This window comes from Pseudoalteromonas sp. SiA1 (genome assembly GCF_018732205.1).
Lineage (GTDB): Bacteria > Pseudomonadota > Gammaproteobacteria > Enterobacterales > Alteromonadaceae > Pseudoalteromonas > Pseudoalteromonas tetraodonis.
Genome location: NZ_CP076084.1, coordinates 1,908,773 through 1,921,028, shown reverse-complemented (window position 1 = coordinate 1,921,028; position 12,256 = coordinate 1,908,773). Strand labels below are relative to the sequence as shown.

The following is a 12,256-nucleotide window of genomic DNA, read 5'->3' as shown; positions in this document are numbered from 1 at the left end:
AGCACTATACCTTAAAGCTATCTACTTGCGATTTCATTTGCTTGTAAAGCGCTGATACATTTTTTGACTGCAATGTTGTTTGCTCAGAGATTTGTTTCATTTGTGCTGACTGTTCTTTTAACGATACCAAATTTCTATTAATCTCGTTTGCTACATGGGATTGTTCTTGTGTTGCTTGTGCGGTTTCGGCCGACATTTGCTGCACTTTTTCAAAGGCGTGAGTTAGGTTGCTAAAAATACTAATAACGGCATCAAAATTACTGAGTGTGGCATTAGCATTTGTTTGACTGTTTTTAATAGAATCTGATGACGCTTTTACATTGTTATTTAAGCGTTGGATCATTGTATCTATTTCATCGGTGCTTTGTTGTGTGCGAGTAGCCAACGTTCTAACCTCATCAGCGACAACGGCAAACCCTCGGCCTTGCTCGCCAGCTCTGGCAGCCTCAATCGCGGCATTTAACGCTAATAAGTTAGTTTGTTCGGCAATATTTCTAATGACCTCAAGTACAGACGTAATATCGGTTGAGCTGCTTTCTAATTCAATAGAATTAGATAAAGCCGATTGAATATCATTGATTAAATCTTCAATTGCTTTACTCGATACATCAATGGCTTGAACTCCTTGCTGTACCTGCTCGCTAGAAATATCAGCTTCGTGGGCGGTATTTTTAGCCAGCTCAGCCATTTGCTGGTTTGCCATATCCATTTCATGACCAGCGCTTACAATAGAGTCAGACGCATTAGCAAGTTGCTGGGTCACGTCCATCGCGGTATCAGAGACATTATTAAGATCGCCGGTCACAGTACCTAGTTGAATGGATTGCTGCTGAATGTTTTTTATTATTTGCTGCAGGTGCGCTAAAAAGTTATCAAACTCATTACTCAGCTCACCGAGCTCGTCATGTGATGTAGTATTAATTCTTTGCGTTAAATCACCATCACCAGCGGCAATTTCTTGGATTCGTAGAGTAATATTATTTATATTGTCGGTGAGTTTTTTAGGGATGTAATAACCCACAGCTAAAGCAACAATAAAGGCAATAATAATGATAACAAACACAATTTTTTCAAAAAGTTGAATGCTAGCTTGCACTTCATGTTTTACTTTTCGGGCATAGGTTCGCGCTTCTTCGCCCGCTATATCAAGTATTTCTCTCAATTCATTAAAGCTTTTATCTGCTTGCGCTAAATTATCATCAATTAAGGCTATTTGATTAGCCGAACTTGAGTAAACTAACGCTTTTCCTTTCTCGTACCACTGTTGATAAAGTTGATCAAAATTAGCGTATTTTTGTGTCAGTTGTGGCTCATCAATTAAGTAGCTGCGGTAACTATTAAAACGACGAATAACCTGAGCTGCATTTTCTTCAAATAGTTTTTGGTTTTGTGCCAATTCGCCATGTTGGTTTACAATTTTTTGTTTTGCTAGTCGAGCTTGGTATATATCTCTATCTGCATTGAGCACCTCGGCCATTGCTTCTACATAGCGACTTAATAACTCTGAGCCGACTTTATCTTGCTGCTGTTTATTGGTATGGATGCGAAGCTCTTCACCTGCTTGATCCATCATTTCTCGTATTTGTAAAAATTCAGATTCAGTTTGATTCAAATCACTTTGCATTTTACCTTGTGAGTGACTGGAATCCATTAACGTTTTACTGTGGTCTAGCCATTGATTGTATAAAGGCTCAAAACGAGAAAAAGAGTCATGTTTTGACAATAGTGCTTGTTCATCTTTTAAGTACGTTAAGTATTTGTTGAAGCGGTCTTTGACTTGTTCAGCGTTTTCTAAAAACTCTGCTTTATTGGTCTCATTATCGCCTGTGGCACTGAGTAGATTTTCCAGTGCAATACGTGCTTGGTATATGTCTCTGTCAGCATTTAAAATAACGGTAACGGCTTCAAAAAAGGTTTCGGTTTGCCTTTTCATCGCGTTGTCTTGTATGTAAGTAATTGATGCAATTGAAACAAGTAAACCTGCAAGGATCAGTGCTAAAAAAGCAATAGGTAAAATAACTTTGGTTCTAATTGAGTTAATTCGCATGTTTCAATCCTTGTTAAATCACTGTATGTAGAGTAAATATTAGTCACAATAGGGAGTTATGCCAAGGAAATGGATAAATTGATTGGTTGTTTTTTGTTCTACTTTAACGCGTTGAAAATTTTACCGCCAGATTTATTATCCTTACAGCGCGTATTACCTTAAAATAGCGTTAATTGGTTCATTTTTATAAAGGAATTCTGCTGTTAATGAATTCTATTTTCCCCAGCGTATTTGGCCGCCTGTTTACCCAACACCTCGCTGTTGATATTAATCAACAAGGTTTAGTCATTAACAACAAAAAGCACACAGATACACTGAATTGGTGCGATTTAACCTCGCCTATTTGTTATGAATATGGGGTTTTTGGACAAACACTACGTTTTTCAACAAAGTCTAGGCAGTATCGAGTGTGGATGAGGGCTTATGGCAGTCACCGAATACTTAAAGCTAAGACGGATCAGCTATGGGTCAATAATAATATTGAACCATTAAATGAGCTGCTAGAAAATATTAACCAATTTGCACATCATCAATTTTTGCGTCAATCCTATGTGGCAGATATAAAACAGCGCGTTAAACAACAATACAACCGCTGGTTACCTTGGATAAAAAAGAGTGAGGCATTGGCTGTTGTTAGCACGCAAATAAAACTGCTCGAACAATATAGTCAGTGGAGCGATCCATTAACTCGCTTTTTACAGCATAAATACACACAGACACAGTTGCAGCGTTATGCTGGTTTTTTCGATAACGTTGAAGCAAACCCACTTACTGAGAAGCAAAGACGGGCATGCATTATTGATGACGATAATAACCTCGTATTAGCAGGTGCCGGCACAGGTAAAACCAGTGTAATGGTTGCGCGAGCGGGCTATTTAGTTAACAGTGAGCAAGCTAATTACGATGATATTTTATTACTCGCCTATGGTAAGCAAGCTGCCAGTGAAATGGACGAACGTATTAAAGCTAAGCTGAATACACAGGCTATAAAAACCGCTACTTTTCACAGCTTAGGTTTAACAATTATTAGTGAGGTTGAGAGAAAAACGCCTAAAATATCTAAACTTGCTGAAAACGAAAAAGCTAAAATAAAATGGGTTGAAGGGTGTTTTGAATCGCTTGCTAATGCTAAGCCACAGTATGCTAAAGCATTGGTAAACTATATAAATAACAATCTTAATGACGTTAAAAGTGGGTTTGAATTAAGCACTGCAAAGCCTAATCATATAGCGCTTCTAAAAGAGATAAAAGCTGGCGGTTATTTAACCAAATTAGCGACTTTATTTAGTCAATTAATTAGCGTGTATAAAACAGCAAATATAACGCTTGAGAACGATTCAAAGCAGATACAGCAGGCTTGGAAATTATTAAAGCCATTATTAGCCAACTATAACCATTATTTACATACTCAAGGTGAAATAGACTTTGACGATATGATCCTCAAAGCCCTCGATTATGTTAATACAGGAAAGTTTATATCATCTTGGCGTTATATCATGGTTGATGAATTTCAAGATATATCGCCTACGCGTGCGGCGCTGGTTAAAGCGCTGCGCGATAGTAAGCCTAGAAGCTCATTGTTTGTAGTAGGCGATGACTGGCAAGCTATTTACCGTTTTAGTGGTGCTGATATGCGCCTGACCACAGAATTTGCCGCACATTTTGGTTTTACCACACAAACCATACTGGATGTTACGTTTCGTTTTAATAATAAAATTAGTGAGGTTGCTTCATGTTTTATCATGAAAAACCCTGCCCAGTTAGCTAAGCAAATTAACTCGTTATCACAAGTGACAAAGCCCGCTATTAGCGTATTAAAAACAGCGAATGTTGTCTCAAGCAAAAATACAAAAATAGCTGAGCTAAATAATGGGGCACTTGCCCATTTACTCGACACTATCAACAAAAATAAGCCCGCTGTTGTGTATTTACTGGCACGCTATCGCTTTCAGTTACCTACTAAAGCCGATATTAACGCCTTGCAGCACACCTTTTCTTCATTACAAATTGAGTGTGATACCTTTCATGGTTCAAAGGGTAAAGAAGCCGATTATGTAGTTATATTAGGTATGCATGGCGGGCAATTTGGATTTCCGAGCACTAAGCCATCGCCTGCAATGTTAGAAGCTCTTTTACCCGCTAAAGATTTGTATGCCCATAGCGAAGAGCGACGCTTATTTTATGTGGCGCTCACTCGTGCTAAACACAAGGTGTTTATCATAAGTGATGACAACAACCGCAGCTGTTTTGTTGACGAGCTCATAAACGAGCATCAAATTGAGCTAAAAGAGTTAAAAAACATAGCTAGTAAAGTGGTAGCGCAGGTATAAACCGCTTAGTGGCAAACGAATAAGCTTAAGCGGTCTATTGCGTTAGTTAACCTGCAACAGGGGTGTTACCTGTGGGTATTTTTTTCATACTTTTTATGAGCATATAAATACAGGTGGTAATTAAACAACCACCTAAATAAATAAGCACACCATGGCTTGCATCAGAAAAATGCGTTGCCAACAACGGGCCTAATACAGAGCCAACACTGTAGCTGAGCAGCATTATTTCAGTGGCTGACACTATCTTTGCCATAGGTAACGAGTCGCACGCTAAAGTAATTGCAATCGGATAAAGTGCAAAACTACACGCACCTAATACAAAGTAACTTACAACTAATCCGCCAAAGCTATGCGCGTTTAATATTCCCATTACGCTGGCAGCACCAACAAAACAAAAAATAGCCATAAGTAAGCTTTTTATAATACGGGTTGATAAATAACTCACTAAAGGTTGCACCAGCATGCCACCTAAAATAATCACCGCCATAAGTAAGCCGGTATATTGGGCTTGATCAGTTTGCGCGGCTATATAAATAGGTAATAACCCGTAAATAGGTCCTAGTAATAATCCTGATACTAAACAGCCTAAAATAGCAGGGCGGCTGAGAGTTTTTAACTCTTTAAGTGGCAGCTTTTGTAATTGCTGAGCATTAGGTTGGCCTGTGGTAATTAATAATGGAGCTAAAATAGCCAACGCCAAAAGGGCCACGACAAATAAATACGGTACGGCACCTTCAGTGCCAAGCGGTGTGATTGCTAATTGCCCCACAGCGCTGCCACCATATAAAGAGGTCATATATAAACCTAAGCGTTTAGCTCGCGCCTTAGGTGTATTCGCCATTAACAACCACGACTCAACCACTACAAATACTCCCGCAACAGCAATACCAGCAACAAAGCGAGCAATTAACCACATTGTGGCTGTAGGGGAAATGATCTGCGCAATAACACTGATGATCAGCAACATTAAAAATGCGATAAATGCCATACGGTGGCCAATTTTTACTACCACACGCTCAATACACAGCGCGCCAATAAGTAAACCAAAATAAAAGACGCTGGCAAGCCAAGGCGCAAGATCAATACTTAACTTAAAAGCACTCAGTGATAACGGGATCAGGCTCATTAAAAAGCCCGAAGCAATAGCAAAAAAAGATAAACCAATAACAGGGGCTAAAGGATTATTTGATTTACTATTAGCGGCAAGTTCCACCATTAGATTATTCCGATAAAAAGGGTTTAAATAATTGCTGATTTAGGTGTGATAGTGGCGCGATTATTTGAAGCAGGTTAATTTGGCTGCGAATTTATGCTGCTTTTTATACCAAGTAAAGTGTTTTTTAATTGCTCAATCAAAATGATTTTTAAAATGTTTTTTTACGTAAACTAATCGCTTAATTGCAATCTGATTGTAGAAATAAGTTAGCGTTTTTGTTTTATATTTGTTGATTTTTTAAAGAGGGTGATAACGTAGTAATGGCGGGGCATAGTTAAAAAATAAAAGCCCATGTTGGGCTTTTATTGGTGTTTATTTTAGTGCATGGCAAGCGCAAGCTTATGGTACAAACCAATACCAACAATCACATTAAACGGAAACGTTACCCCTAAAGAGCTGAGCATAGCTAGGCCAATATCAGCCTTGGGAACGGCTGCTTTAATTGCCGCAGGGGCTGCAATATAAGACGCACTAGCCACTAAACTACCGAGTATCACCACCGAGCCTAATTCTAATTTTAATAGTGTGCCTACAGCCACGCCGATAGTACCTAAAAATAGCGGAGTAATAATAGCAAATGCAGCGAGTCTCCAATGCTGCCAAGGAAATGGGCGCAGAGTTTGCGCAGCCACTAAACCCATTTCAAGTAAAAACAATGCCAGTACTACTTTAAAACTACTGGTTAAGAGACTGGTTACTTGACTGCCTTGCTGTGTGCCATACATCATTCCGATGATCACACCGCCAACTAACAAAATCACGCTTTTGTTAGTAAGTGTTTCGTGCCAAAGCGCTTTGAGTGACAGTGTATTACTTTGGCTATGTTGTTTATCGAGTTTACGATAAAGCATTAAACCGACAATAATGGCAGGTAATTCGAGCATCACTAAATACAGTGTAACCTCAGCACCTACCTCTAATTTAGCTGACTCTGCATAAGCCAATGCAACTGCAAAGGTACCTGCGCTTACCGAGCCATAATGCGCGGCAATACTGGCGCTATTAGCCACACTGAGTCTAACAACATATTTTAAAATAGGGTAAAGAGTGAGGGGAATAAGGCCACCGAGTAACATAACCGAGGCCATTTCAGGAAGAAGCTGCCAGCTTAAATTTCCATGCAGCACCATGCCACCTTTTAACCCTATGGTGAGCATTAACAATAGACTTAGCGTGTCATAAGTGGCTTTAGGTATCGCTAAATCAGAACGTAAAATCCCCGCCACTAATCCTAAAATAAAAAACATTACGACGATATCAGGCACACTGTTCTCCTTTTTGTTATTAGTTACTCAATTTGTTAAGCGGCGCTATTGTAAGCCTATCTTTGTATAGTAAATAATAAAATGAATGATAGTATCTTATAGGTAAAAATCTATGAGGTGAATAATGAACACAAGGCAACTATCATTTAGGCTACTCGAAGTCTTTATGAGTGTAGTTAAAACCGGCTCCATTAGCGAAACAGCTCGGCAATTGCATTTAACCCAGCCTACTGTTTCTTTGCAAATTAAGCGCTTACAAGAAGCCATTAATGAGCCTTTAATTGTTATGCAACAGCAAAAATTACAGGTTACCGAGGCTGGCTTACAATTATTTAGAACTTGTGAGCAAGTGTTTGGGCACTTTGATGATTACCAAGACTATTTAGCCGAGCTTAAAGGCGGGGAGCGCGGGCGCTGTAAAATTGCCATGGTAAACACTGCACAATATATTTTGCCTAAGTTACTTGGGCCTTACAGTAATGCCCATCCCCATGTAGAGCTGCCATTGGAAATTGGCAACCGCTCTGCAGTGTTAGCGCGTTTTGAGCGTGGAGAAGACGATATTTATGTGTTTAGCCACCCACCATCACTTGAACATGCCCAAGCTGCGCGTTTTTTACATAACCCCTTGGTCTTTATTGTGCTGCTTGATCATCCGCTTGCCGATGTAAAAGCATTAACATTAGCTGATTTAATGCCATATCGATTTTTATTAAGAGAGCCAGGCTCTGCTACGCGTATGCTTTTTGAAAGCGAATTACAAAGCCGTGGTTTAGTCCTTAGTGATAGTGTGAAAATGGCCAGTAACGAAGCCATACGGGTTGCTGTTTCCTCGGGAATGGGGATTGCGGTGCTTTCCCATCATGTATTACCTAAAGGCGATAACAGTTTTAAAGTGCTCAATGTAACCGACACCTGCTTAGCCAGCCATTGGTATTTTGTAGTGCGCACAGACAGGCATATTTCTCATGCTGCGCGCAGCTTTTTAAAATTTGCCCAGCTGAATTTAGAGCAATATCTCGATAAGCAATGGGTGCGTAATGAGCTAAATGGGCTTAATTTAAAATAAAGAGTTAAAGCGAAGCGAAAAAATATAAGTTGGTATTAAAGTTGCTGTAGTTATTCACATACAAGTATCTAAGTGAAAATAGTTAAAGATAGATATTTTAACGCAAAAATGGATTTGAGCTGATGACATCAATAACCTTTAAAAATCAATATAGTACTTATGTTAGTACAATAAATAAACCGGCAAAAGCTGACGAAGTAGTGACAACTTCTGGCCCTGCGGCAACAGCTAAAACCAACGATAGCGAACAAACGCAAATCGCAAGCACTAAGCCACAAGACAAAAGCTTTTTAGAAAATGCGCAAGAGGCGCTTATTTATCAACGATTAGGGGTTGATAAAGAAAAAATTGCTGAGTTAAAAGCAGCAATCGAAGCATTGGCAGAAAAACTTCAAGAGCAAGGTGCTGATATAGACACCATTAAAGAGCAGCTTGCAGAGTTACAAAAAATGCTGGAGCAAGAATACGAAAAAGGCACTGATCGAATGGCCATGCAACCTACGCATGAAAAAGGCAAGCTTGTAACCGCGTTAGCTTAGGTAACGACACGTTGCAAGCTCATTTACTCCTGACTTTAAATAGATTTTAAGTGAATTATGCACAAAGAGGGCAAAGAGACGCTGCGCTTTTAGAGCAGTGATCTAAAGCATACTTTTTATGGCTTCTCATTTTCTCCTCATTCAATTCTCTCAGTTCATACTGTTTTTTATGATCAATGCACAAAGAGGGCGAAGAGACGCTGCGCTTTTAGAGCAGTGATCTAAAGCATACTTTTTATGGCTTCTCATTTTCTTCTCATTCAAGTCTCTCAGTTCATACTGTTTTTTATGATCAATTTACAAAGAGAGCGAAGAGACGCTGCGCTTTTAGAGAAGTGATCTAAACCATAACTTTCATCTGCAACCAAAAAACCAAGCTTGGGCATATAAAAAGTATCAACATGCCTACACTAAGCAAGTTGCCTTTAAAGAGATTAAAGTCATCAAAAATTCTGTGCCATTTATATTTAAATAAATACCTACCCACAAAAATATCTAAACTAAGCATTATTATTAGCCACATTGAGCCTAATTTAAAACAATCTAGGTAATTTGTAGGGGCAACCCATGGCAGGGCTAACCAAGCTATAGCAAAAATAATGGCGATGCCTGAGAGTAAACTAAGTGTTTTAGCGCGTCGTTGCCCATATAATCGATGCAGAACTCGCACCCGAATGTTGCCATTAATTATCTCGCCTAAAGCAAGTAATAAGCCTATGGCTAGAGCTTTTAATAACATGATGATTTCCTTATATTACAAGGGCCAACAGTTAAACATTTATTTTAAATAGTTTACATCAATACCCAATTAAAGAGCCATTAGTAAGCCTTTTAATTTATAACCATCGGTATTTGTTGTTATTGTGCGCACTTTTTTATAAGGTGAACTTTGCTTATAAAAATAACAACGGGATCAACCTATGAAAACTCTACAACAACAACTTGGCCAGTATGGCTTGTATCATCGTTCAAAGCGTAACGTATTAACTCACTTTTTTGGTATTCCACTGATTGTATTTGCTGCATTGTGCTTACTAGCGCGTGTTGAAATTCCTCTAGGGAGTTTTAATGTCGATGGGGCGCAGCTTTTTGTCCTTGCCAGTGTGGTTTACTATTTTATGCTTAGCTTTTCGCTAGGTTTAATCATGGGCATCATTTTTACTTTATTGTTAGTGGCAGCGCAGCCTATCGCCGCAATGCCCTTTACATCTTGGCTGACGATTGGTGTGGGTGTGTTTGTATTTGGCTGGGTGTTACAGTTTATTGGTCATTATTTTGAAGGCAAAAAGCCCGCCTTTGTTGATGATTTAGTGGGTTTAATTATTGGCCCTTTGTATGTCACCGCAGAGCTGTTATTTTTAATGGGTTTTTATAAAAATTTAGAACAGCAAGTTAATGAAATAGCGGGCCCAACTAAAGCATAATCAGTCAAAGACTATAAGGTAAACCATGGATTATAATAATAAAACAGTGTGGATCACCGGTGCATCATCAGGTATTGGTGAAGAGCTTGCAAAACAATTTGCAGAGCAAGGTGCGAAGGTTATTTTATCAGCGCGAAATATCGATAAACTCAACCAAGTAAAAGACGAGATAAAAGGCGAGGGGCATCGTGTTATTCCCCTTGATTTATCAAAGCCCGAAACTGTACTGCAGGATGTATCAGCGCAAATAGATAGCTTAGGCCCAATTGATATTTTAATAAATAATGGTGGCGTATCACAGCGTAGTTTATTTTTAGAAAATGACTTTAAAGTGTACCGCCAACTCATGGAAGTAAATTACTTTGGTTTAATTGCACTCACTAAAGCAGTGCTACCTTCAATGGTGGCGCGAAAAAGCGGCTCTGTAGTGGCTATTAGTAGCGTGGCAGGCAAAGTGGGCTCTAAGTTTAGAACGGGTTATTCAGGCAGTAAATACGCTGTAGTAGGCTTTATGGATTGCTTACGCGCCGAAGTCGCGCAGCACAATATACATTGCTTAACTATTTGCCCTGGCTCAATTAAAACAGCGATTGCCCATAATTCATTGAACGGGCAAGGAGAGGCACAAAACAAACCTGAGCCTTCAATAGAAAATGGTATGAATGTAAATGTAGCCGCATCGAAAATGCTCACCGCAATCTATAATAAAAAAGACGAAGTGGTAATAGGCCAAGGGTTAAGCGGTTGGGCACCGTTTATAAAACGGTTTTTCCCTAGTTTATTTAATCGATTAACCGCTAAGGTAGAATATAAATAACTAAGTACAGTACTTAAACACCAGCATTGAGCCCCTGAGCGCAATGCTGATTCGTGTAAAGTTAATAGCTATTTTTGTACTTTCCAAGGTGGGTTTAATCGATTTTCTCCAGCTTTGTAGAGTTTAATTTTATTGCCTGAAGGGTCTCTTAAAATCGCTTCTTTCCATAGATACCTTTGCTCTGTGGGTTGCTGTTCGAATACGATCCCCTTTTTGATCAACTGTTGGCACAATTGCTCAAGGTCATCGTTTTCAAAATAAATTACAGAATGATTTTCAAAAAATTCACTCTCTAGAGACAATGAAAATGTAGAGTCACCTTCAGGGCAACTAAAACGTGCATAATGAGGTGTGTCAACAATTTGGGTAAAGCCAAGTGAGCGATAAAAACTCACCGCTTCATTCATATCTTTGACTGGCAAAGTTACTTGATTCAGTTTCATGTAAACTCCCACTACAAAAAAATAGATAAATTTATGGCGATTTACTTTCGCCCTGGCTCATGTCCCTCATAACGAGGAAGCTGAGCATCTAAATCTTCCCAATTAGCTTTTGAGGTGATGAAATTGTGCGATATTGGTCGCTCTGTAATATCGCAGGTCAACGCGCCTAATCGAAGGCGATATCTTTGAGGAGATTGTGCATTAGCACTATAAATTGGTGCACCACAGGTTTTACAAAAGTACTTACGTTTACCTTCACTACTTTGGTAAAAGGTGAGGGTTCCGTTTTTGTCAGTTAACGTCAACTCGCTGGCATTAATAAACCCATTGGTAGCAAAGGCACTGCCACTGGCCTTACGGCAAAGCGAACAATGACAATGGATAATATCAGTAACATTACCATTAATTGAAAAATTGATTGAGCCACATAAACAACTACCTGTGTACATCTGTATTCCTTGGTTTATATAATTTGTTCGTTATATTGTATTCTTGCCAGTAAATTGTTGACGCTTTATGGCTTGATTACACCCCACTAAAAATGCTTTTCTCGTATCCACATAACCATTAGCGCTTAAATGGTTTGCTATTTCAAACAATTCATCAAGTCCTTGTCGTATTAGGTAAATAATTTCACTAATTAACTTTAATGTAAACAACTGATTATGCGAGAAATAAAATGGCTTTTGAGTGTCGCACTAATAGGGCTGTAATAACGTGATGGGGGAAATGCAAAGTGAACTTATAAGAAGTGTATCTAATTTTACTTAGTTGGATAAATGTTTATCGAAGTTATTTAGTCGGGGAAATACAAACCCCGCACTGTTAATGCGGGGGATAAGTTTAAACTTATTAGGTTTAATGTTTACTTGGCTTTTTTGGCTTCGAGCGCTTCTATTTCATTCCAAATTTTTTCAGCCTCGTCGGTTAACATAGCGTAGCTTTTTATATCGCCTTTTCTTTGCGCTTGCATGCCTTGTTCTAATTTTGCGTCGTATTCTTTACGTAATTTTTTGATTGGATCTGGCTTTAAAAATGAAAACATCAACACCCTCGTTGTTTATTAGCTAGTTACATTAACAATACGCAGTGAAGACGCAAAAAGT

Annotated in this window: 12 protein-coding genes; 5 read left to right on the top strand and 7 right to left on the bottom strand. The window is 38.9% G+C overall.

All coding sequences use genetic code 11. The features are described 5' to 3' along the window. Positions 1-4 precede the first annotated feature (4 nt). Complete coding sequence (locus KK487_RS08845) at positions 5-2,047, bottom strand: methyl-accepting chemotaxis protein (protein WP_013465120.1); 2,043 nt, start codon at positions 2,045-2,047, stop codon at positions 5-7. A 206-nt stretch (positions 2,048-2,253) separates the two neighbouring features. Between KK487_RS08845 and helD the strand changes: the two genes are divergently transcribed. Beyond that, a complete protein-coding gene (gene helD / locus KK487_RS08840; RefSeq protein WP_128583791.1) occupies positions 2,254-4,377 on the top strand; it encodes a DNA helicase IV in 2,124 nt (707 codons plus the stop codon). Between the two features lie 46 nt (positions 4,378-4,423). On the opposite strand, the gene KK487_RS08835 is transcribed toward helD, so the two are convergent. Continuing rightward, on the bottom strand, positions 4,424-5,593 hold the full coding sequence (locus KK487_RS08835; RefSeq protein WP_128583790.1) for an MFS transporter: 1,170 nt from the start codon (positions 5,591-5,593) through the stop codon (positions 4,424-4,426). A gap of 317 nt (positions 5,594-5,910) precedes the next feature. Then, positions 5,911-6,858 (bottom strand): sodium-dependent bicarbonate transport family permease, encoded by a 948-nt coding sequence (locus KK487_RS08830; RefSeq protein WP_024603122.1) that lies wholly within the window; start codon positions 6,856-6,858, stop codon positions 5,911-5,913. A 124-nt stretch (positions 6,859-6,982) separates the two neighbouring features. Here KK487_RS08830 and KK487_RS08825 point away from each other — a divergent pair, with 124 nt between their 5' ends. After that, positions 6,983-7,927, top strand: coding sequence for a LysR family transcriptional regulator (locus tag KK487_RS08825; protein ID WP_128583789.1), 945 nt, complete (start codon positions 6,983-6,985; stop codon positions 7,925-7,927). Between the two features lie 122 nt (positions 7,928-8,049). Further along, on the top strand, positions 8,050-8,466 hold the full coding sequence (locus tag KK487_RS08820) for a hypothetical protein (protein WP_128583788.1): 417 nt from the start codon (positions 8,050-8,052) through the stop codon (positions 8,464-8,466). Between the two features lie 340 nt (positions 8,467-8,806). Here KK487_RS08820 and KK487_RS08815 read toward each other — a convergent pair whose 3' ends face one another. Beyond that, on the bottom strand, positions 8,807-9,205 hold the full coding sequence (locus KK487_RS08815; RefSeq protein WP_128583787.1) for a hypothetical protein: 399 nt from the start codon (positions 9,203-9,205) through the stop codon (positions 8,807-8,809). 181 nt (positions 9,206-9,386) lie between these two features. Here KK487_RS08815 and KK487_RS08810 point away from each other — a divergent pair, with 181 nt between their 5' ends. Together KK487_RS08810 and KK487_RS08805 are read left to right on the top strand one after the other, a co-directional pair. Next, positions 9,387-9,890 (top strand): Mpo1 family 2-hydroxy fatty acid dioxygenase, encoded by a 504-nt coding sequence (locus KK487_RS08810; protein WP_013465113.1) that lies wholly within the window; start codon positions 9,387-9,389, stop codon positions 9,888-9,890. A gap of 25 nt (positions 9,891-9,915) precedes the next feature. Further along, a complete protein-coding gene (locus KK487_RS08805) occupies positions 9,916-10,707 on the top strand; it encodes an SDR family oxidoreductase (RefSeq protein ID WP_013465112.1) in 792 nt (263 codons plus the stop codon). A gap of 68 nt (positions 10,708-10,775) precedes the next feature. On the opposite strand, the gene KK487_RS08800 is transcribed toward KK487_RS08805, so the two are convergent. The 3 genes from KK487_RS08800 to KK487_RS08790 form a co-directional block, all read right to left on the bottom strand. Further along, positions 10,776-11,150 (bottom strand): VOC family protein, encoded by a 375-nt coding sequence (locus tag KK487_RS08800; protein ID WP_013465111.1) that lies wholly within the window; start codon positions 11,148-11,150, stop codon positions 10,776-10,778. Between the two features lie 41 nt (positions 11,151-11,191). After that, complete coding sequence (locus KK487_RS08795) at positions 11,192-11,599, bottom strand: GFA family protein (protein WP_013465110.1); 408 nt, start codon at positions 11,597-11,599, stop codon at positions 11,192-11,194. 416 nt (positions 11,600-12,015) lie between these two features. Further along, positions 12,016-12,195 carry a DUF6435 family protein gene (locus KK487_RS08790; protein ID WP_010390276.1) on the bottom strand — a complete coding sequence of 60 codons (180 nt, stop codon included), beginning with the start codon at positions 12,193-12,195 and terminating at the stop codon, positions 12,016-12,018. Between the last annotated feature and the right edge of the window lie 61 nt (positions 12,196-12,256).